Source organism: Saccharopolyspora soli, from assembly GCF_022678645.1.
GTDB classification, from domain to species: domain Bacteria; phylum Actinomycetota; class Actinomycetes; order Mycobacteriales; family Pseudonocardiaceae; genus Saccharopolyspora; species Saccharopolyspora soli.
Genome location: NZ_JALBWV010000048.1, coordinates 52,218 through 72,262, shown reverse-complemented (window position 1 = coordinate 72,262; position 20,045 = coordinate 52,218). Strand labels below are relative to the sequence as shown.

The window sequence follows — 20,045 nt, the reverse complement described above, 5'->3', positions numbered from 1 at the left end:
GGGGGGGGGGTGGGGGGGGGGCCCCCGGTTGCCCCTCCTCACCCCCCCCATACCCGTGGGGGGGGGGGTGTTGGCCAAACGGGGGCCCCCCCCCGGTTCCCCCCCCCACGACCAACTCGCTGCAACCCCTTCACATCGGTAGGCACAGCCGCAGCGCGTCGAACACGGCAGCGTGGATGTTGCGGCTGGTAACGGCGTCGCCGACCCGGAACAGCTGGTAGCGCCCGGCGTGGTTGCGGGTGACGCGCTGCGGTTCGAGCGCCAGCAGGGCGCGGTGGTCCACTTCGCCCAAGTTGCTCGAATCGGGCAGCAACTCCTGGTAGAGATCGTCGTTGGGCAGCGTTCCGTGCTCCACGACCACGTGGTCCACCACCTGCTCGGTCTCGACCGCGGCGTATTCGCTGCACAGCGTCGCGATCAGGCGGCCGTCGGCCGCGCGGCGCACCGACCGCAGCCGGTTGGCCAGCGTGACCTCCACCGCGTGCTCGGCGAAAACTCGCAGGTATGCGGGGGAATTCAGGCTGCCGACATCCGGCGCGAGCATCCGTTCCGGGGTCACGTATTCGATCGAGGTTCCCCGGTGGGCCAATACTTCGACGGCGTCCATGCCCGGATACGCGCCGTTGTCGTCGTAGACCAGCACTCGCCCCGCGGGATGCGACGCGCCGCTGAGCACGTCCCACGTATCGAGCACGTGATCGCTGCCAGCAGTGAGGAATGCCAGGTTCGGCGTGCCACCGGTGGCGATGAGCACGACGTCCGGCCGTTCCGCGAGGACGTCCGCCGCCTCGGCCAGAATCCCGCACCGCAGATCGACACCGAGCAGCTTGCACTCGTCGACGCGCCAATCGACGATGCCGAGGAGATCCCGCCTGCGGGGGTTGGACGCGGCGATCCGCACCTGCCCGCCCGGCACGTCGCTCGCCTCGTACAGGACGACCTCGTGACCGCGTTCGCCGAGCACCCGAGCCGCTTCCAGACCCGCCGGGCCGCCGCCGACGATCACGGCTTTGCGGCGTTCGGCAGCGCGTGCGACGGTGTGCGGCAAGTGGCGCTCCCGCCCCGTGGCGGGGTTGTGGATGCACTTGGTGTCACCGGAGTCGTAGATCGAATCGAGGCAGTAGCTGGCCCCGACGCACGGCCGGATGCGGTCCTCCGCCCCGGCGGCGACCTTGGCGACCAGGTGCGGGTCGGCGATCTGGGCTCGGGTCATCCCGACGAGGTCCAGCAGCCCGTCGCGCACGGCGTGCCGCGCGGTGGCGACGTCGGCGATGCGACCGGCGTGCATCACCGGGACGTCGAGCAGGCGCTTGATCTCGCCGGTGAACTCCAGGAACGGCGCCGAAGGCGTGCCCATGGACGGGATCGCCTTCGCCAGGGCGGCATCGCTCTCGATCGAACCCCGGATGGTGCTGATGAAGTCGATGCCGTCGGCGAGGTAGGACCGCGCCGCCCCCAGGGCGTCGTCGAGGACCAGCCCGTCGGGTCGGTCTTCAGCCATCATCATGCGGATGCCGACGATGAAATCCGGCCCGACCGCCGCCCGAACCGCCCGGATGACCCGACGCGGGAACGCCGTGCGGTTGGCCAGGTCCCCGCCGAACTCGTCGCGCCGGTGGTTCGTCGTCGGGGATAGGAAGCTGTCCAGGAAATGGCCGTACGACTGGATTTCGACGCCGTCGAGACCGCCCGCCCGGCAGCGTGCGGCAGCGTCGGCGTAGTCCTGCACGATGCGGTCGAGGTCCCACTGCTCGGCCGCCTTGGGAAAGGCGCGGTGCGCGGGTTCGCGCAGCGGCGAGGCGGACAGCACCGGCAGCCAGTCGCCGGAGTAGTTGCTGGTGCGCCTGCCCAGGTGCGTGATCTGGCACATCACCGCAGCTCCTTCGGCGTGCACGTCGTCGGCGAGCCGACGCAGCCACGGCACCACGTCGTCGCGGTAGAGCAGCAGGTTGCCGAAGGACGGCGGGCTGTCGGGCGACACCACCGCGGAGCCGCCGATCATGGTCAGCCCGACCCCGCCGCGCGCCTTCTCCACGTGGTACAGCCGGTAGCGGTCCTGGGGCAGGCCGTCGACGGCGAAGGCGGGTTCGTGCGAGGTGCTGACCACTCGGTTGCGCAGCGTGAGCTGCTTGATGGTGAAGGGCTGGAGCAGGGGATCGGTGCGCATGGCGCTCCTCGCGAATTCCGTTCGGTCCGGTGGGGGATTCGCTCGGCCGGTCCACGACCGGCACACCGCAAGCGTGGCGCCCGCAACGCTTGCGGACAATCAAACGTTCATGCAGGCAATCGTGCAAACTGCTTGCATGATTGACAGTCGGCTTCGAGTGCTGCAGCTCGTCGCGAAGCACGGGACTGTTACGGCTGCGGCACAGGCGTTGCACTACACGCCCTCGGCGGTCTCGTACCAGCTGCGCCAGTTGTCGGCGGAGCTGGGGGTGGAACTGGTCGTGCCGCAGGGGCGCAGAATTCGTTTGACGGCAGCCGCGCACGCGCTGCTGCACCACGCGGAACTGCTCTACGCGCAGTGGGAGCGCGCGCAAGCGGACCTGGCCGCGCATGCCGATGAACCCGGCGGATCGTTCACCCTGTGCGGTTTTTCAACTGCCGCAACGCATCTGCTGCCCCCGGCCGCCGCGGAACTGCGCGACAGCCTGCCGAACCTGCGCGTCCGGCTGATCGAGGCCGAACCGGCCCGCTGCTTCGATCTGCTGTTGGCTGGCGATGCCGACCTGGCGCTGGTGATCGTCACGGCCGACACACCACCGCTGTCGGATGCGCGCTTCGACCAGCAGCCGCTGCTCGACGACCCGCTCGACCTGGTCACGCCCGACGGGCACCCGCTGGCCACCCGTCCAGCGGTGACGCTGGCCGACGCGGCGAACGAATCGTGGATAGTCGGTCGGCCGGGCAGCACCTACCACCAACTGGTGATCACGGCGTGCATGGCGGCGGGCTTCAGCCCGGACATCGCGCACTACGCCGACGAATGGGACACCGGCACCGCAATGGTCGCCCACGGATTCGGCGTCATCCTGGTGCCCCGGCTGGCCCGGCTACCCGGCGACTGGCCGGTGGCGCGCGTCCGACTGCGCGGCGAACCCGCCCCGGCCCGTCGCATCCTCGCCGCGACCCGCCGGGGCGGCCGGGACAATCCGGCCGTCGCCCGCGCCCTCGAATCGATCACCAAGACCGCGGCGGGCATCCTGCCCGCGGCCTCCACCGAGCCGGGCTCGTTCCAGCCCGGCTGAACACCGGGTTCAGGGGGCGCGCAGCGACTCGATCGCCTGTGCGATGCGGGCGATTCCTTCGTCGATCTCCTCCTCCGTCGCGCGGCTGAAGGAAAACCGCGCGAAGTGGTTTTCCACGCGCTCGGCGAAGAACGGGGCACCGGGGACGAAGGCGACCTGGTTCGCCTGCGCCGCGTGGGCCAGGTTTTCGGTGTCCACGCCGGGAACGCCGACCCAGCAGAAGAAACCGCCGGTCGGGGTCGCCCAGGTGACGTCATCGGGCAGGTGGCGCTTGAGGGCCGCATCCATCGCCATGCCGCGGGTCCGGTAGAACTCCCGCTGGCGGCGCACCTGGCCGTCGAAGTGCCCACCGCGCAGGAACGCCTCGACCAAGCGCTGTCCGAGAGCCCCGGCGCACTGGTCGGAGTTCTGCTTGGCGACGCCCAGTTGCGCGATCACCTGGGGCGGCCCGGCGGCCCAGCCGAGCCGCACACCGGGGAAGAAGGTCTTCGAGAAGGTGCCGAGTTGGACCACGCAGTCCGGCGCCATCGACCAAAGGCTGGGCAGCCGCTCGCCGGTGAAACCGATTTCGCGGTAAGCGACGTCTTCGGCGATGAGGACGCCGTGCCTGCGGCACACCTCGATCAGCGCCCGGCGCCGCGACTCGCTGAGCACCCGCCCGCTCGGGTTCTGGTACTCCGGGATGACGTAGAGCAACTTCGGCAGCACCCCGGAGCCGATCAGCTCCTCCAGCTCCGCCACGACCAGGCCCTCCGCGTCCATCGGCAGGCCGCGCATGACGGCGTTCCAGCCGGTGAACCCGCTCACGGCGCCGAGGTAGGTCGGTTCTTCGACGGCGACCACGTCGCCGGGATCGAGCATGCTCCGCGAGATCAGCGTGACCGCGTCGATTCCACCGCTGGTGATCATCAGTTCGGCGTCGGAGGGTCGTCGCCCCTCGATGCGGGACAGGTGTTCGGCGATCGCGTCCCGAGTGCTTTCGATGCCCTGGCTGGCCGAGTACTGCATGCTGACCGCGGCGTCCTCGCGGAACAGGCGCGTCGCGAGGTCGCCGACGATCTCGGTCGGGAACATCTCAGGGGCGGGGAAGCCACCGGAGAAGTTGAGCACGTCGGGTGCGTTGGCCAGCGCCAAGATCGCGGTGATCGAGCCATCCTCACCGGCAGTGCGCCGGGCGAGCCGACCGCTCCAATCCCGCTCTTCGCCTGCCGCGACGGTTCGTGGCTGCACGCTTGCCTCCTGCCGCTTTCGATGTTCCCGAAGCACGTTCGCCTGCTACTAGAACTTTAGGCGCTGTTCTGTAAGCGGCGTAGCCGCTTGCGGTGTGGGACTCAGCTCGCACCGCCGCGGGTTCTGGACAGCATCTAGCTGCCGGTGAGTGAGCGGCGGAACAGGTCGGGGTTCGGTTTCGGGTCGAACCAGGTCGACTTGGGCGGCATCAGCAGGCCCGCGTCCGAGGTGGCCAGCACGTCCTCGATCGTCGGCGGGTGCGGTATCAGGCGGATCGCGTTTTCGGTTTCGCACCAGCAGGTCTCCATCGCGTGGTGCCGGTTGGGTGCGGTCGGGACCTGGTGGTCGGTGAGGTCGTGCAGCTTCGGCAGCAGCTCTTCGTCGATGGCGAAGGCGTCGGGTCCGGGGCGGCTGCGCAGCGACAGCCGGTACCACCGACCGCCGAGACCCACCGCCACGACGCCGCGTTCGGTCTCCGGGGCGGCGGATTCTTCGATGCGCGCGGTCACGGATTGTGCGGCGAGCCGGTCGAGCACGTCCTGGGCGGATGATCCCTTCGACAGCGCGAAGCAGCGGTGGTACCCGAGGATGCGCATCTCGTCGCTCGGAAACAGCGCCGCCAGGGTGAAAGCGCTGGGGTGGTCGTCGCCGAGGTGCCGTCGGCGGGCGGCGTAGCGTTCCGCGGCGAGCATCCGGTGGTGACCATCGGCGATGTAAAGCGTGCTGATCCGGCTGATCTCTTCGTTCAGCGCGTGCATCAGGTCCGCCTCGCGCCGGATCCAGACGGAGTGGGCGACGCCCTTGCTCGTCACGTGCACTTCGGGCCGGGCAGCGGTGATTTCGCCCAACCGGGCGTGCAGATGTCCTCTGTGGACCAACATCACCGGCATCTGTTCGACTCCGGTTGCCTCGGTCAGCTCGTCGATTTGGCGCACGCGGGCGGGTTGGGTGTCCTCGTGGCGGCGGATGCGCCCGGTGCGGTAGTCGTTGATGGACACCTCGACGACGACTCCGGTCTGCCGGTGCCGACCGATTTCCACCCGGTACACGACGACTGCGGGGTCTGTCGGGTGGCCGTTCACCAGCACGCGAGGCGGCCGTGCGGTGATGCCCGTGTTGCCGCGGTGGTCCGGCGCGTCCTGCCGGATCGGTGGGGCGTTCACGGCAGATCGCCGGAATGCGTTGCGGGCTGCGGGGATCGTGCTTCGTCGAGGTTCACGCAGTGCAGCGCGGTGCCGGATGCGAAGGCGTCGACCATCCGCACCACTTCGGCCGCCACCGCCTGCTGGGCCTGCTCGGTGGAGGCCCCGATGTGGTGCGTGCCGTAGACGTTCGGGTGCTTGGCCAGTCGAGACCCGATGGTTCCGGAGCTCGTCGTGGGCTCGTCGGCGAACACGTCGAGACCGGCGCGGACGCCCTTGCTCTCCATCGCCTCGATGAGCGCGTCCTCGTCGATGAGTTCGCCTCGCGAGGTGTTCAAGATGATGGTGCCCGGCTGCACCTGGGCGAGCAGGTCGCCGTCGATCAGGTGCCGGGTGGTGTCGCTGGCGGGCAGGTGCAGGGACAGCACGTCGCAGGTCCGCGCGAGGGTGGTCAGGTCGTCGACGAAGTGCACACCGATCGCCCGAGCGCGGTGCAGGGTCTCCGAGGAGCGGTCCGGTTTGGCGACGGCGTACACCTCGGTGCCGAATGCGGCGGCTCGTTCGGCGAACGCGAGACCGATCCGCCCCAAGCCGATGACACCGACCCGACGGCCGAGGATTCCACGTGCGCGGGAGTAGCGCTTCTTGTCCCAGCGCCCGGCGCGCAGGTCGGTGACGTTGTCGCAGATGTTGCGGTCCAGTGCGAGCAGCAGCCCGAAGGCCAGTTCGGCGACCGCGATCGCGTTGCGTCCGGGGACGTTGCAGACGTAGATCCCGAGTCGGGACGCCGCGGCGCAGTCGATGGTGTTGGTGCCGGATCCGGCTCGGATGACCATGCGCAGCGCGTCAGCGCCGTCGAGCACCGAGGCCGGGACCTTGGTGCTGCGGACGACCAGGACGGCATGACCGGTGAGCCGCTCGGCGAGCTGGTCGGTGGTGGTCTCCGGGTGGTAGTCGCAGTCGTGACCGCGTTCGGCCAGCTCAGCCAGGTAAGCCGCCGGGAAGGCGTCGGCGAGGAGGATCCGCATCAGCAACTCCCAACAACTCCCGGCCGCGCGGCGACCGTCAACGCCGATGTTGCTTATCGCGCACCTCTTTGCGCATGGCGCAATGGTGGCTGCCGGTCCGAGGGGACGTCAACACCCGATCGGCGCGCCCGGCGGTCACTCGGAAGGGCAGGTCGCCGTTCTAGTCGACTGCCTGCGTACGCCCGCTACGTTGCGTGCGGTAGTTCAACTGTCGCTCGCTGACCGACGACATCGGAGCCCGCCGAGCCGAAGCTGAACCGGCAAGCAGTCCTGATGACCACGGAGGTGGCAGCGATGTTGACCGAGTTCTTGGCGCCGTGGGGCAATCCCGGCTGGTACGGACCGCACGGCGGTCCGGGATGGCTGATCGGGTTGTTCTTCCTGCTGCTGGTCGCCGCGCTGATCGGCACGGTGATCTGGTTGGCGGTGCGGGGGAGACCGCGCTCCGGTCTGGGGCGGGCGAAGGACCTCCTCGCCGAGCGCTACGCCCGAGGCGAGCTCAGCTCCGAGGAGTACCGCGAGCGGCTCAGCGAACTGGGCTGACCGTGCTGGCCGCCGGAGGTGTCCTTCCGGCGGCGGGTCAGCCTGCCAGGTGGCGGGAGAGGTTCCAGGATCGCCAGGTCGTGTCGTCGTCCAGGTCCTCGATGATGTCGGCGGTGATCTCCGCGCGCTGCGGGTCCGGCAGGTTCCGCAGGGCCGGGAGCACGTCGGTGGACAGGCCCATGAGGTACCAGTCGTCGAGCTTGCCGGTCGCCTGGAAGCGGGCGACGTTGCGTTCGGCGATCAGCCCCTCGGGGTTGATCGCCGCCAGCGCCAGCAGGGCCGCCATCGCCGTGCCGACGACCGCGGCGGGCAGCCAACTCGCCCGCAGCCGGACACCAGCGGCGATGACCAGCAGGTACACCACGCCCAGCCACAGTTCGCAGGACATCACCAGCAGGCGCATCACCGTGTAGCCGTAGGCGTCCTGGTAGGCCCACATGCGGATGAGCGCGGAGACCACGATCAGCAACGTCAGCACCGCGAGCATCCCGGCCAGGCCGCGCAGCAGGTTGCGGTCGAACCTGGTGCGCTTGGGCGCCCAACGGGCCGCGCCGCCGATGATCGGCAGGGTGAGGATCGTGACGACCATCAGCTGCCAGAAGCCGCTGCGCGCGTAGCCGGCGTAGGTCAGGCGCTCGGTGTTCTGCACGTGCTCGCCGCCGCCGAACATCGGCGTGCTCTGCACCGCGATGAACGCCGCGAACAGCGCCACCAGCAGGCCGATCGGCAGTGCCCATTCGAGTCGGCGCAAGGTTTTGACCTCGACCGTCGGCTCCGTCCGAACCGGTGGCCGGAGCAGGGTGAACGCGGCGCCCAGGGCGGCGAACCCGAAGAAGGCGAGCAGGAATGTCCAGCGGAAGAGCGTTTCCGCGTCGAGGCTGGGCAGCACGGCCCAGACCAGGTCGGCGAAGTTGTCGTCGGCCCCGGCGAACAGCGCGCCGAAGATGACCAGCAGCAGGAGCGCGACCGCGAGGGACAGCACGAGTCGCAGTCCGCCCTTTCCCGGCCCGAGCCCTCGCACTCCCCGCACGGTCCAGGGCACGGCGCGGAACGCGGCCACTGGAATCGCGACAGCGGCCATCGCGAACGCGCGGACGCTGCGTCCACCGGATACCGCGAGCATTCCGGCGACCGCAGCGGTCATCACGCACAGGGCGGAAAGCCATTCGGCCGCGCGGAAAGCGCACACCGCCAGCAGCAGCAGCGCCGCACCCGCCCATAACAACCGTCCGATGTGGACCTTGCGTTCGGCCTTGCGGCCCACCAGGAAAAGTCCGGCGGCGGTGGCCAGTCCGAGCAACGGCCAGCCGATTCCGGGGCTGTCCAAGGGCAGGAAGACCGCGGCGGCGACGCCGCCGATCAGCGCCGCGAGCAATGCGACCGGCGCACCGGAGACGTTCGGACTCAGCCAATAACCGTCGAACATCGGCGGCATCGGCTGCGGTGGCGGGTAAGCCCATCCGGTGGGCCGGGGCTGCTGCGCTATCGGGGCCATCGGCACCGGCGGGGACTGCATCGGCTGCATCGGAGGCAGTCCCACCGATGCGACGACGGGCGTCGCCTCGGATTCGCCATCCGTTCCGCCGTCCGCGTTGTCCGACGCGTCAACCGGCTGGTCCTGCTCGGCGCCTGGAGCCGTCTCAGCGGGAGTTTCGGGTGGTACCTCCCGCTCGGCTGCATCGGCTGGTTGCGGCGCCTGGCTCGGTTTGTCGGACATGATCCTCCAGTCGTGCTTTCCCACTCCTCCGTATAGACGCGCAGCGGACGATCTGGTTCGCCGGAAGTCCGAACTTTCGCCAGATTTTCCGCCACCGGGCACTCGTGTCGGTTTATGACTTCATTTCACATATGACGGTAAATTTCCAACATATCCCCATGTGGGTGAGGAAAATGGTCGACGGAGGCGGCTATCTTTGGATCAGGTGCGCACGAAGCAGTCGATCGGCGACATTCCTCGACCTGGTTCGGGGATTCAACACTGGGGGAGAGAGGTCGGAGGCACGCCGCGATGCGGGTCTCCGATCGCTCGATTGGCCACTGGAGTGGTCTGGCATGGATTTGATCACGAGGTGCAGCGACCTCCCGTACGAGCAACTGTGCGAGGAGATCCGGATTTTCGGGCGGGCGCGCAAGGAAGCGCTGGGCAGGGGCGCGACCGCCGACGCGGAGGTAGCCCAGTCGGTGCTCGACTGGTTCCTCGACGAATTGGCCGACCGGCTTCGGCGCGGAGTCCGTGGCGGATCCCGGCCGCAGGACGAGCCCATTCCCCGGTTGATCGGTCACGTCCGGTTCGAGGCGGGGAACGCGTCGATGAGCAGTTCGCCCGGATCGCGCCGCGGTGCCGCTGGGGATGGGGCGCCGTAGCCGATCCGCAGCAACGCGTGGGGCTGGATCGAACCACCGAGCAGTCGGCGCAAGTCGTCGCGAATGTCCGGGACTGCCGCCATTTCCGGCGGCGTCGCGGCCACCAGCCCGCGCGCCGTGGCGGTCAACCAGACGCGTTGCAGCGCCTGCCCGGCGCGCAGCTCGTCTTCCGGGCTGCTGCGCAGCATGCCCAGCACGGCCAGCAACGGGTTCGGATCGAACTCGGCCGTCGCCTCCGATTCGGCGTCCGCGGGCGATCCGGTCCAAGCGGCCAGCTCGTTGCCCCCATCTCCCAGTCGGGTCAGGCGGGCGCGGTGCACGAGGCGCTCCAAGGCGCCGCGTTCGGACGGTTGGATCAGGTGCAACCAGGCGTTCTCGGCGCGAGCCGCTTGCACCAGACCGCGTCGGCACTCGACGGACACCGCGGTCGGATGGAATGGCCGCCGGTGGGTGCGCCGATCCGAAATCGCCTCTACCAGGGCGATTTGCTCGGCTTCCGGACGCTGGTGGCCGCCGCTGCGCACTTCGGCCACCACGGTGGGCCCCGCGAGCCGGGGCAACAACGTCACCACCGGCTGCACGCCCGCGTGCGCCAACGCGAGCCGGAGGTTCATCAGCGCCGCACCGCAGGCCATCCGAAGCTCGCGGTCGGTCAGGTCGACGTCGGCCAGCCATCCGAAGCGGTCGGCGTGCACCTCGATGACGTGCGGCAGCACCCGGAACCGCCAAGGCTGGCTGTTGTGCGGCGAAGGAGCCAACCCGGCCAACTGGATGACCTGCGCCACCTGGTCGGGCACCAGGTCGAAAGCCGGAGGGAACCGTCGCATGCCAACTCCTCGGACCACGCGCCCGCGCGCAATGGTCACGCTGCCAGCAGGCGTCCGGACCAGCCAGAGTCCAACGACCCGGCGGATCTTGGCACGGGTCGGGAAAGTCGCAGCAGCAGCGGCGTCTGCGCTGCTCAGTCGGCGTCGCGGGATGCGGCGTTGAGCCGTGAGCCGGGAGCGGCCAGCTGGCCGCGGGCGGTTACCAGGGCGGTGCGGGCTTCGTCTCGGGAGCCGTGGGCGAGTTGTTGGGCGGCGGTGCGGACTGCGCTCGCCGCGTCGGCGGTGATCTCGATCTGGGGGTGCTGGTCGAGCAGGTCGACCGCGCGGGCCAGTTCCCGGTTGGCCCGTGCGGCGGGGCTGTGCCTCGCGGTGAGCAAGTCGATCAGGGCTGTGTCCACCGCGTCGCGCAGCGCTGCCTCGGTCGAGGTGTGCGGTCGTGCAGTCACGAGCCGGAAGTCTAGGCGCTGCAAGGAATCTTTTTCGCCGCCGAACATCACCCACATGGGTAGTCCTTGGTCGGTGGGGTAGCCCATGAACTGCGGCGTTGTCGATCTTCCTGCGGCGGGTAGCTGGCCGACCGAGTGGGGAAGCGGCAACATCGTCGGAATGCACGCCTGGTCGCGGGCGCCGTTTCGGGGGTTCGCACCGGCTGGGGCGAATCGTGGGGACTTTGGCCCCTTGAGGTGTTCCGCCGTGGTGGTAGTCCAGAACACAAGTCGGGATGACGCAGGCGGGAGCCGCTGCCATGGATGGTGCCGTGGAGAAGTCGCTGGATGCCGGTTCCGCCGACCGGAGCGCGCGTCGGCTGTTGCAGTTCGCGAATTCGTCCTGGGCGCAGGACGCGGTGCGCGACGGGCGGGAGGCGAGGTCCCGCAGGTGCGCGGTGAACCTGGCGACGCTGCGGGCTCCGCTCGACGGTGTCGATCTGGACAGTCGCGATCACGCGATGTTGACCTGGCTCGCCGATCACGACGTCGAGGTCGTGGCGGGCGTGCGCAGCCTGCTGGATCGCGCCCGCGCGGCGCACCCGTTGCGCGAATCAGATTCGCTTTGATCCGGCGAGGACATCCTGCGCGCCTGGCTTGATCAGCGGCCGCCCCGATCGTCTTCGGCTCGTTCCGCCAGGCGCTGCATGGCGGTGGCGCGGGCCGCGTGCACGTGGTGCAGCGCGGCCTGCCGGGCGGCTTCGGGGTCTCCGGCGAGCAGGGCGTCCAGGATTCGCTGGTGGTCTTCGCGAGCCTTCTCCACCCGCCCCGGCACCATCAGCGTCGTCTGCATGCCTTCGTGCAGGATGTCCTGCAGGACACCGAGGGTCTGCTGGAGGAACTTGTTGCCCGCGGCCTCCACGATGGCCAGGTGGAAGGCGGCGTCGAGCTGTTGGAGCCGGTCGAAGTCGCGCGGCACTTCCTCCGCGGCTTTCTGCATGCTCCGCAGCACGTCCGAAATCCGTTGCAGCGCGGCGGGGTCCTGGCGTTCGGCGGCCCAGCCAGCGGCGGGCACCTCAAGCACCTCGCGCATCGCGAACAGTTCGCTGATGGAGTGGCGCTGGGTGGCCAGGGCCTCGCGGAGTTCGCGGGCGGTCTCGGGTTCGGCGATGAACACACCACGGCCGTGCAGCACCCGGACCACACCTCTGGCCTTCAGCGCGCCGATCGCCTCGCGCACCGTTGGTCGGCTCACCCCGAGCAGTTCGGCGAACTCGCGCTCCGGAGGCAACCGGTCGCCGGGGGCGTACCGGCCCGAGTCGATGGCCTGCGTGATCTGCCGCTCGACCTGGTCGGCGACCGAGCCCGGCGACAGCCGCTCCCACATTCCGCATCCACCTCCGAGGGTTCAATGGTCATATCGCCTGACCGCACCCGGAGTTTAAGGTCGCCGCCGAGTCACTCGGAAGAGTTAAGTAGCTCTACTCAGGTTCGTGGCGCGCGTCCCGTTGTACCGTCGCCCAAGTCTTGGAACCTTTCCGCGAAGCTGCCGTGCGGCGCCACTCCCCAGCGGGTGGGATGGGCGATTTCGCGCGAAACCGGCACGCGGTCCTCGCGCGCAGCGGCGATTTCGCGTGAAATCGGCAGTTCCACCACTCGCGCTGCGGTACGCAGAACAAGTCCGGAAGGCCAAGTTCTCAGGGAGGAGACCGATGAGAGCGCAGCTGGCCGGGGTCGCGGTGCACCTGCCGGAGCGGGAGATCAGCACAGCCGAGGTCGAACGGCGGATCGCAGCGGAAAGCGCGCCATTTCGGCCACCGACGGGGATCATCCACCGGCTGACCGGCATCGAGTCGCGGCACGTGATGGGCGACGCGGAGCAAGCCTCGGATCTGGCGGTGGCGGCGGCGCGCAAGCTGCTCGCGGAGACCGGCACCTCGGCCGACGAGATCGACCTGCTGCTGTTCGCCTCGGCCAGCCAGGACATGGTCGAACCGGCCACCGCGCACATCGTGGCCGCCAAGCTGGAACTGCGCGCCCCGGTGATGGATGTGAAGAACGCCTGCAACAGCGTGCTGAACGGCATCGAGGTCGCCGACGCGCTGATCACCGCCGGTCGATATCGACGGGTGCTGCTGGTCAGCGGGGAGTCGCCGTCGAGGGCGATCCGGTGGCGGGTGCCGGACATCGGGACCTTCCTGCGCGTCTTTCCCGGCTACACGCTCTCCGACGCGGGCGCGGCGTTGCTGCTCACGCGCGGGCGGGCCGGGGTGCTCGGCAGCGGCTTCAGCGCGGATTCGACGCAGTGGCAGGTGGGCACGCTGCCGTGCGGGGGTTCGGCGCATCCGCGCGATCCCGAGTACACCTACTTCGCGATGGACGGCGGACGGTTGAAGTCCGCGTTCCTGCGGCTGGGTACCGGTGTGCTGGACGAGACGCTGGATCGGCTCCGGCTCAGCTGGTCGGACTTCGCCGTGGTGTGCGTGCACCAGGTTTCCGTGCCGTACCTCGATGTTTTCGCCGAGCGCGCCGGGGTGCCCGCCGACAAGCTGGTGGTCACCATCGGCCAGCACGGCAATCCGGCTTCTGTGAGCCTGCCGTTGCAGCTGGCCGTCGCACAGCAGCTCGGCCGGTGCGGGCCGGGCGACCTGGTGGCGTTGGTGGGCATGGCGGGCGGTGTCAGCCTGGGAATCGTGGTGATCCGGCTATGACCGGGCTGTGGGTGGTGGTGCCCGCCTACAACGAGGCGGCGGGCATCACGGCGACGCTGGAAGCCCTTGCCGCGCAACGGGATTCCAGCTTCAGCCTGGTCGTCGTGGACAACGGGTCGACGGATGCGACGGCCGGGGTCGTCGCCGAGTTCGCCCGGACCCGCGCGTGGGTCTACCTGGTGCACGAGCCGGAGAAGGGCACCGGCGCGGCCGCGGACACCGGCATGCGGTTCGCGGTGGGAAGAGGCGCGGTCCGGCTCGCGCGCACCGATGCGGACTGCCTGCCCGCGCGGGATTGGACGCAGCGCATCAACGCCGCCTTCGCGTCGGGACTGTGCCTGGTAGCCGGGCAGTTGCTGCCGCGCACCGACGAAGGCGTGCCCGCCTGGCAGCGGTGGCTGCTGGTCGGCGCTGTCGAGCTGGCCAGCGCGTTCGGCAAGGTCCGGCCCGGTAACCGGGATTCGCGCTACCTGGGGCCGTACGTGATGGCACCGGGCTGCAACATCGCGATCACCAGCGAGCTTTACGTGCGTTCGGGCGGGTTTCCGCGCACCAAGATCGAGGATGTGCACGAGGATCGCGCGTTGGTCAACGCGGTGCGGCTGCTCACCGCAGATTATGGGTTGCGTCGGGATGTCGTGGTGCGTGGCTCGGTTCGTCGGGTTCGTGCCTGGGGTCTGCTGAAAACCCTCGCCTGGTACGCGGATCATCGCTATCGGCCGGAGTTGGTGGACATCCGGTGAGCGTCGCGGCGCGGTGGGAGCGGCGGGTGCAGCTCGGCGCGCACCCGCTGGCGTATCCGCTGGTGCGCGGCATCGGGCGAATCGCGCCGGTGGTCCGGGTGCCGCGCGTCGGTGTCGTGGTCAGCGACGCGGTGCTGGCCCGCGAAGTGCTCACCGACACCGAGGGGTTCACCAAGACCGGGCCGGGCTCGCCCGCGGACTTGTGGACGCCGGTGGTCGGGCCATCGGTCCTGCTGAACATGGAAGGTGCCGACCACACCCGGCTGCGCCGGACCCTGTCCGGGCTGTTCACGCCGCGCTTCGTCGACCGGCTGTGCATGCGGGTGGCAGCCGAGCCGATGGCGGCGCTGCGCACCCGGCTCGCCGCTGGACGTTGCGTCGACCTGGTGCCGGTGGTGCGGGATCTGGCCGGTGCGGTGATCTGCGAACTGGTCGGGCTGCGGACCGATCGGGCGGGCTTCACCCGTGCCTTCGAAGCGACCACCGCGGTGACTTCGATGGTGCGGTTGGGTCGCTCCCGACTCACCCCGGCGCAGGTGGCGCGTGGCCGGGCGGAGTTGTCAGTGCTGACCGAACCGGCTGCGGAGGCGTTCGCGCACGGCGATCCGGAGTCGGTTCCAGGGCGGATGCGCGAACTCGGCCTGTCCGAGCGGGAAGCGCTGGGCGCGGTCGCGGCGTTCGTGCTCACCGGTACCGAAACGCTGGTGTCCTACCTGCCCCGGCTGGTTGCCCTGACCCATGACACCGGATGGCTGCCGCGACTGGTGGACGAGCCGGAGCGCATCGATGACGTCGTGTCGGAGGCGTTGCGGTTCACCGTGCCGTCGCCGGTGATGCTGCGCAGCGTGGCCGCCGAGCGCACGCTCGCGACAGTGCGGGTGCGGTCCGGCGACCGGGTGGTGATCGCGACGATCTCGGCGGCCAAGGGCCTCGGTGCCTTCGATCCGGATCGCCCGCATCCGCCTGCGGTGCAGCGGCTCTGGTTCGGTGCGGGACCGCACTTCTGCCTCGGCATGCCGTTGGCCAGCGCGGAGATCCGGACCGTGCTGGACACCCTGCTCGACGCCGGTCCGGTTGTCGTCGTGGACCGCGAGGTGGCGCGGCGGGTGCTGATCCCGGCGTACCGGAGGCTGGTGGTGCGCCGTGTCTGATCTGCTCGCGCAGGTCCTCGACGCGGGTCGGCGGCACGGTTCGGCTCCAGCGCTGACCGGACCGTCGGGGCACACGCTGACCTATGCGGACCTGCTGCGGCAGGTCGCTGCGACGGCGGATCGGTTGCGGGGCAAGGGATTTCGGTCGGGCGACCGGATGCTGTTCTCGGTGCGGCCCGGCCCGGCGGCGGTGGTGCTGGCGCTGGGCACGGTTGCGGCGGGTGGCACGGTGGTGTTCATCGATCCCGGTTCCGGGCCGGAACTGTTCGCCAGCCGCCTGGATCTGACCCGGCCAGCGTGGGCGGCCGCCGAATCGCTGCTGTACGCGGCGAGTGCGCCGGGACCGGGCCGGGCACTGGCGCGGCGGCGTGGCGTGCTGCTGCCGGACTATTCGGCCCTGCCGGTGCGGCACGTGCGGTCCGGGCCGTGGCTGCCCGGTGCTCCGCTGCGCGCGGTGTCGGCGAAGGCGCTGGCCAAGCCCACCGCCCGGTCGTCGCCGGACTGGCCAGCGGCGGAGGATCAGGACGCCGTCGTGGTGTTCACCGCTGGCACCACGAGCGATCCGAAAGCCGTTGTGCACACCCGAGGTTCGCTCGGCGCGGCCCTGGAAGTACTGGCGTCCCGTTGCTCGCTGGCGCCAGGCGCGCGGGTGCACACCGATCAGTTCCTGCTGGGCCTGCCGAGCCTGGTCGCGGGTGCGCACTGGACGATGCCGCGCTACGGATTCTCGCCCACCGCCGACCTTTCCTCGGTGGCCAGCGGACTTTCCACCGCCACGCACACCTTCCTGGTGCCAGCCGACTTGGCCACCCTCCTGGACGCGGCGGAGCGCGGAGACGTCGCGTGGCCGCATTCGCTGCGCCAGGTGTTGCTCGGTGCCGCGCCGGTGTTGCCGCCACTGCTGCGCCGGGCGCAAGCGGCGCTTCCCGGCGTCGAGTTCCTGGCGGTCTACGGGATGACCGAGATCCTGCCCATCGCAGTGACCTCTGCCGCTGACAAGCTGAGCTACCAAGGCGAGGGCGATTTGGTGGGGGAGCCGTTGCCCGGCGTGCGAGCACGCGTGGCTGAGGACGGTGAGCTGGTGGTTTCGGGGCCGAACATGTGTCGCGGTTACCTGGGCCAGCCGCCGCTGACCGAGCACGCGACGGGTGACCTGGCGCGCATCGAGGACGGCGGGATCGTCTTGATCGGTCGGAAGAAGGACATGATCCTGCGCGGGAAGACCAATGTTTATCCGGGACTCTACGAACCGTCGATCGCCGCGCTGCCGGGTGTAGAGGCGGCTGCGATGGTGGGCGTGCCGGACGAGATCGGCGACGAACGGATCGTGCTCGCCTTGGTGGGCACCCGACCGGGGCTGGCGGAGTCGGTCCGCGCCGCGCTGCCCCAGCTCATCGATGCCGCCGCGCTGCCCGATGAAGTCGTTGTGGTGGAAGGACTTCCGGTATCGGGGCGGACTCGGAAACTCGACCGGAACGCGTTGCGGGCGATGGTGGGCCGGTGCGGATCGCGGTGACCGGTGCGACCGGATTCGTCGGCAGCGCGGTGTGCCGCGCCGCCGAGGCCAGGGGATGGCAGGTGCACCCCTTCGGGAGGCGACCCGGCGTGCGCCACTGGGACATCACCAGCGGTCCACTGGCGGATCCGCCGGAAGTCGATGCCGTCGTGCACGCGGCGGCATCGGTCGCCGACGAGACCGAGTCGGCAGCGATGTGGCGGACCAATGTGGACGGTACCCGGAACGTGGCGGACACCTTCCCCGGAACGCGCCTGGTGCACGTCTCGACCGCGAGCGTGTACGACCCGTTCACCGCCACGGTCAACGCCGACGAGAGCGCGGCACCGGTCGCCCGGTACCTCAACGCCTACGGCGAGTCCAAGGCCGCGGCCGAGCGGCTGCTGACCTATCGGCCGAACACCGTCGTGCTGCGCCCGCACGCCGTTTACGGGCCTGGCGACACGACGTTGCTGCCCCGGCTGCTCGGCGCGATCCGCGGCCGCAACCTGGTGATCGTCGGCGACGGTCGCACCCGGCATTCGCTGACCTCGATAGACAACCTGACAGACGCGGTGCTGCTCGCGTGTGCCCCGACGGCGAAACCCGGCACCTACAACGTCGCCGACGCCGAACCGGTAGTCCTGGAGGAGGCGCTGCCCGAGATCTTCGCCGAGCGCGGACTCCACGTCCGCATCCGGCACCTGCCGGTGCGCCTGGCGTGGTTGCTGGCTGCGGTTGCCGAAAACACCTGGCGCCCGCCGAGATTGGCGCAGCTGAGCCGCTACGCGGTGAGCCACCTCGGCTTCGAACGCACCCTCGACATCACCGCCGCCCGGCGCGACCTCGGCTACCGGCCGTCGCCGACGTCGTTCACCGGGGCGCGCGAGTGGTAGCGATGCGCAGCTCTGCGTAGGACGGGATGAGCACCCCGCGGGCCGGGCGCCGGGACACCACCCGGATCGGCCCGGCGTCCAGAAGTGCTTGCAGCGCATGGGAGATCTCCGCCCTCGCCAGTGCGGCGCCGAGGCAGAGGTGCCGCCCGGCGCCGAACCAGAGCTGGCGGTTCTCCGGCACGTAAGGCCGGTTGATGTCGAAGCGCCCGACGCGGTTGTTGGCCACGTAGGTCAGCAGCATGACGCGCTCACCGGCCCGCAGCAGGGCCTCGCGCACCACCACGTCCGCGCTTACGCTGCGGCCGATCAGCGGAGCGGGAGTGGTCACCCGCAAGCCTTCGCGCACCGCATCCGGCAGCAGCTCGGGAGACTCGCGCAGCTGGTGCTGCTGGCCGGTGTCGTGCAGCAGGGCGACGGTGCGGGTCATCGCGGTGGCGGCGGTTTCGGTGCCCGCCACCATGAGCAGCGCCGCCAATCCCGAGGTCTCCTCCAGCGACAGACCGAGTTCCCGGCAGCGTCCCAACAGCGTTTCGGCAGGTGCTTCGGCATGGGCGATGGGCACGTTGCGGGTGAGCGCGGCGATGATCGGCTTGGCCTGCGCGACCACCTCCGGCGGCAGTTCGGTGGACGCGGCGCTGCCCAACGCCAGCTTCGCCAGCCGCTCGCCGGTGCCGAACACGGCTCGGTAGTGCTCGTCCTCCGGCGGCAGATCCAGCCCGAGCAGATCCGCCATCATCCGTCCGACCAGCACCCGCGACAGGTCGGCCAGATCGACCACCACACCGGCCCGCAACCGGTCCACCGCGGGCTGCAACGCCGGATCGAACACCCGGCGCACCAGCGGACGCGCGGTGGCGTCGGTGAACAGGTCGCGGGCGCGCGAACGCAGGTCGGCATGCCCCGGACCGTCGAAGATGCGGTACACGTAGTCGCCGAGCACCTGCGCCCACAGATGTCCGACGCCGCCTTCGCCGAGCAGCGTGAAATGCGCGCTGTCGTTGAGGATCCGGCGAGCCAGCACCGGATCGCTCACCAGCCAACCGAGCTTGGGCACCCGCCGGATCGGACCGCCGAGCCCGGCGAGCCGCAACAGCACGAACAGCGCGGGTCGACTCGACCACAGCAACCGGGCCTCGTGCCACTGCGCGCGGCTCATCGCTTGGTCGTGGAGCCGCGCACGACCAGCTCCGGCGCGGGCTCGTCGATGATCTCGTGCTGCGGCGGGCCGCCGTCGAGCTGCCGGAGGATCGCGGCGACCGAGCGTCGCCCCAGCTCGCGCAGGGGGAGCCGGACCACGGTCAGCGGCGGCGAGAGGTGCATGGCGAAGAAGACGTCGTGCACGGCCACAATGGACAGATCATCCGGAATCCGCAGTCCCGCTTCGCGTGCCGCCGTCATCGCGCCCACCGCCGCGAGCACGTTGCTGACCACGACGGCGGTTGGCAGGCTGTCAACCGCGAGCAGGCGGTGCAGCGCCGCCGCGCCTTCCTCAGGTGTGTGCCCGCCGCGCAGTTGCGGCGCGTCCGGCAGCCCGGCCTCTCGCAGCGCCCGGCGCCAGCCCCGGACACGCGCCTCGGAGCGGGCGTTCGGCGAGCCGAGCTTGAGGTGCGCGATCGCGACGTGCCCGAGCTCGACGAGATGCCGGGTCGCCAGGTAGGTCGCGGCGTCATCGTCCAGCGCCACACTGCCGATCTCACCGCGTGTCCGGTCGTTGACCAGCACCAACGGCAGGCGCGTTGCGGCGACTTTGGGGATGGTGACATCAGCGGTGCTCCGGCCGCGCTGCAACAGCAGCCCGTCGATGCGCTTGCCGCGCACGATGCGCTCGAAGGTCCGGTCGCTGCGCGCCAGTTCCTCGGCGTCGGCGAGCAGCAGGGCGTATCCGGAAGCGCTGGCCTCTTGCTGCGCGCCGACCAGGATGTCGCTGTACACCGGGTTGCTGGTGTCGTGCACTGCCATTCCGATGATGCTCGACTCGGCGCGGCGCAGCGCCCGCGCGACCTCGTTCGGCGTGTACCGCAGTTCAGCGGCCACCGCCAACACGCGGTCGCGGGTCTCATCCCGGATCCGCAGCGTCTCATCGCCGCGCAGCAGCCGGGACACCACGGCCTGGCTCACCCCGGCGATGCGGGCCACGTCGCTCATCTTGGCCCGGCCGTTGCTGGGCGGCGGCGGGTCGGCGGGTTGACAGCGCTCCGACACGTCGGCGAGCATACCGGTTGCGATAAATCGGTTTACCAAC

18 protein-coding genes are annotated in these 20,045 nt (G+C 70.1%); 8 read left to right on the top strand and 10 right to left on the bottom strand.

Features of this window, described 5'->3' with window-relative positions; genetic code table 11:
* Positions 1–130: 130 nt before the first annotated feature.
* Positions 131–2,167 (bottom strand): NADH:flavin oxidoreductase, encoded by a 2,037-nt coding sequence (locus tag MOQ72_RS30520; RefSeq protein ID WP_242189203.1) that lies wholly within the window; start codon positions 2,165–2,167, stop codon positions 131–133.
* 136 nt (positions 2,168–2,303) lie between these two features.
* Between MOQ72_RS30520 and MOQ72_RS30515 the strand changes: the two genes are divergently transcribed.
* Positions 2,304–3,248 carry a LysR family transcriptional regulator gene (locus tag MOQ72_RS30515; RefSeq protein ID WP_242189202.1) on the top strand — a complete coding sequence of 315 codons (945 nt, stop codon included), beginning with the start codon at positions 2,304–2,306 and terminating at the stop codon, positions 3,246–3,248.
* A gap of 9 nt (positions 3,249–3,257) precedes the next feature.
* Here MOQ72_RS30515 and MOQ72_RS30510 read toward each other — a convergent pair whose 3' ends face one another.
* The 3 genes from MOQ72_RS30510 to MOQ72_RS30500 form a co-directional block, all read right to left on the bottom strand.
* Positions 3,258–4,478, bottom strand: a complete 1,221-nt coding sequence (locus MOQ72_RS30510; RefSeq protein WP_242189201.1) for an aminotransferase-like domain-containing protein — start codon at positions 4,476–4,478, stop codon at positions 3,258–3,260.
* Between the two features lie 134 nt (positions 4,479–4,612).
* Positions 4,613–5,641: a DUF1015 family protein gene (locus MOQ72_RS30505; protein WP_242189200.1), complete on the bottom strand. Its 1,029-nt coding sequence runs from the start codon at positions 5,639–5,641 to the stop codon at positions 4,613–4,615.
* Positions 5,638–6,648 carry a 3-phosphoglycerate dehydrogenase gene (locus MOQ72_RS30500; protein ID WP_242189199.1) on the bottom strand — a complete coding sequence of 337 codons (1,011 nt, stop codon included), beginning with the start codon at positions 6,646–6,648 and terminating at the stop codon, positions 5,638–5,640. The genes MOQ72_RS30505 and MOQ72_RS30500 overlap by 4 nt, the downstream gene beginning before the upstream one ends.
* 273 nt (positions 6,649–6,921) lie before the next feature.
* On the opposite strand from MOQ72_RS30500, the gene MOQ72_RS30495 reads away from it, so the two are divergent.
* Positions 6,922–7,191, top strand: a complete 270-nt coding sequence (locus MOQ72_RS30495) for an SHOCT domain-containing protein (protein WP_242189198.1) — start codon at positions 6,922–6,924, stop codon at positions 7,189–7,191.
* 37 nt (positions 7,192–7,228) lie between these two features.
* Here MOQ72_RS30495 and MOQ72_RS30490 read toward each other — a convergent pair whose 3' ends face one another.
* The 3 genes from MOQ72_RS30490 to MOQ72_RS30480 form a co-directional block, all read right to left on the bottom strand.
* Positions 7,229–8,908, bottom strand: coding sequence for a DUF4153 domain-containing protein (locus MOQ72_RS30490; protein WP_242189197.1), 1,680 nt, complete (start codon positions 8,906–8,908; stop codon positions 7,229–7,231).
* Between the two features lie 562 nt (positions 8,909–9,470).
* Complete coding sequence (locus tag MOQ72_RS30485; protein ID WP_242189196.1) at positions 9,471–10,382, bottom strand: nitroreductase family protein; 912 nt, start codon at positions 10,380–10,382, stop codon at positions 9,471–9,473.
* Positions 10,383–10,516: 134 nt separating this feature from the next.
* Complete coding sequence (locus MOQ72_RS30480) at positions 10,517–10,828, bottom strand: hypothetical protein (protein WP_242189195.1); 312 nt, start codon at positions 10,826–10,828, stop codon at positions 10,517–10,519.
* A 299-nt stretch (positions 10,829–11,127) separates the two neighbouring features.
* Between MOQ72_RS30480 and MOQ72_RS30475 the strand changes: the two genes are divergently transcribed.
* The gene (locus tag MOQ72_RS30475) at positions 11,128–11,436 is read left to right on the top strand and encodes a hypothetical protein (RefSeq protein WP_242189194.1); all 309 of its coding nucleotides are present in this window, start codon (positions 11,128–11,130) and stop codon (positions 11,434–11,436) included.
* Positions 11,437–11,468: 32 nt separating this feature from the next.
* On the opposite strand, the gene MOQ72_RS30470 is transcribed toward MOQ72_RS30475, so the two are convergent.
* Positions 11,469–12,194, bottom strand: coding sequence for a FadR/GntR family transcriptional regulator (locus tag MOQ72_RS30470; RefSeq protein WP_242189193.1), 726 nt, complete (start codon positions 12,192–12,194; stop codon positions 11,469–11,471).
* A 325-nt stretch (positions 12,195–12,519) separates the two neighbouring features.
* Between MOQ72_RS30470 and MOQ72_RS30465 the strand changes: the two genes are divergently transcribed.
* Genes MOQ72_RS30465 through MOQ72_RS30445 form a run of 5 tightly spaced genes read left to right on the top strand, consistent with a single transcriptional unit; the run spans position 12,520 to position 17,803 of the window.
* Positions 12,520–13,518 (top strand): 3-oxoacyl-ACP synthase III family protein, encoded by a 999-nt coding sequence (locus MOQ72_RS30465; protein ID WP_242189192.1) that lies wholly within the window; start codon positions 12,520–12,522, stop codon positions 13,516–13,518.
* The gene (locus MOQ72_RS30460) at positions 13,515–14,261 is read left to right on the top strand and encodes a glycosyltransferase family A protein (RefSeq protein ID WP_242189191.1); all 747 of its coding nucleotides are present in this window, start codon (positions 13,515–13,517) and stop codon (positions 14,259–14,261) included. The genes MOQ72_RS30465 and MOQ72_RS30460 overlap by 4 nt, the downstream gene beginning before the upstream one ends.
* Complete coding sequence (locus tag MOQ72_RS30455) at positions 14,258–15,412, top strand: cytochrome P450 (RefSeq protein ID WP_242189190.1); 1,155 nt, start codon at positions 14,258–14,260, stop codon at positions 15,410–15,412. The genes MOQ72_RS30460 and MOQ72_RS30455 overlap by 4 nt, the downstream gene beginning before the upstream one ends.
* Positions 15,405–16,928 (top strand): class I adenylate-forming enzyme family protein, encoded by a 1,524-nt coding sequence (locus MOQ72_RS30450; protein WP_242189189.1) that lies wholly within the window; start codon positions 15,405–15,407, stop codon positions 16,926–16,928. Before MOQ72_RS30455 ends, MOQ72_RS30450 begins: the two co-directional genes overlap by 8 nt.
* The gene (locus tag MOQ72_RS30445; protein WP_242189188.1) at positions 16,913–17,803 is read left to right on the top strand and encodes an NAD-dependent epimerase/dehydratase family protein; all 891 of its coding nucleotides are present in this window, start codon (positions 16,913–16,915) and stop codon (positions 17,801–17,803) included. Before MOQ72_RS30450 ends, MOQ72_RS30445 begins: the two co-directional genes overlap by 16 nt.
* On the opposite strand, the gene MOQ72_RS30440 is transcribed toward MOQ72_RS30445, so the two are convergent.
* Positions 17,781–18,959, bottom strand: a complete 1,179-nt coding sequence (locus tag MOQ72_RS30440) for a cytochrome P450 (RefSeq protein WP_242189187.1) — start codon at positions 18,957–18,959, stop codon at positions 17,781–17,783. The genes MOQ72_RS30445 and MOQ72_RS30440 overlap by 23 nt on opposite strands.
* A complete protein-coding gene (locus MOQ72_RS30435) occupies positions 18,956–20,005 on the bottom strand; it encodes a LacI family DNA-binding transcriptional regulator (protein ID WP_242189186.1) in 1,050 nt (349 codons plus the stop codon). The genes MOQ72_RS30440 and MOQ72_RS30435 overlap by 4 nt, the downstream gene beginning before the upstream one ends.
* Positions 20,006–20,045 lie beyond the last annotated feature (40 nt).

Coding starts and splice junctions, on each gene's coding strand:
- MOQ72_RS30520 (WP_242189203.1), bottom strand. CDS start 2,167: ATGCGCACCGATCCCCTGCTCCAGCCCTTCACCATCAAGCAGCTCACG.
- MOQ72_RS30515 (WP_242189202.1), top strand. CDS start 2,304: ATGATTGACAGTCGGCTTCGAGTGCTGCAGCTCGTCGCGAAGCACGGG.
- MOQ72_RS30500 (WP_242189199.1), bottom strand. CDS start 6,648: ATGCGGATCCTCCTCGCCGACGCCTTCCCGGCGGCTTACCTGGCTGAG.
- MOQ72_RS30495 (WP_242189198.1), top strand. CDS start 6,922: ATGACCACGGAGGTGGCAGCGATGTTGACCGAGTTCTTGGCGCCGTGG.
- MOQ72_RS30490 (WP_242189197.1), bottom strand. CDS start 8,908: ATGTCCGACAAACCGAGCCAGGCGCCGCAACCAGCCGATGCAGCCGAG.
- MOQ72_RS30485 (WP_242189196.1), bottom strand. CDS start 10,382: ATGCGACGGTTCCCTCCGGCTTTCGACCTGGTGCCCGACCAGGTGGCG.
- MOQ72_RS30475 (WP_242189194.1), top strand. CDS start 11,128: ATGGATGGTGCCGTGGAGAAGTCGCTGGATGCCGGTTCCGCCGACCGG.
- MOQ72_RS30470 (WP_242189193.1), bottom strand. CDS start 12,194: ATGTGGGAGCGGCTGTCGCCGGGCTCGGTCGCCGACCAGGTCGAGCGG.
- MOQ72_RS30465 (WP_242189192.1), top strand. CDS start 12,520: ATGAGAGCGCAGCTGGCCGGGGTCGCGGTGCACCTGCCGGAGCGGGAG.
- MOQ72_RS30460 (WP_242189191.1), top strand. CDS start 13,515: ATGACCGGGCTGTGGGTGGTGGTGCCCGCCTACAACGAGGCGGCGGGC.
- MOQ72_RS30440 (WP_242189187.1), bottom strand. CDS start 18,959: ATGAGCCGCGCGCAGTGGCACGAGGCCCGGTTGCTGTGGTCGAGTCGA.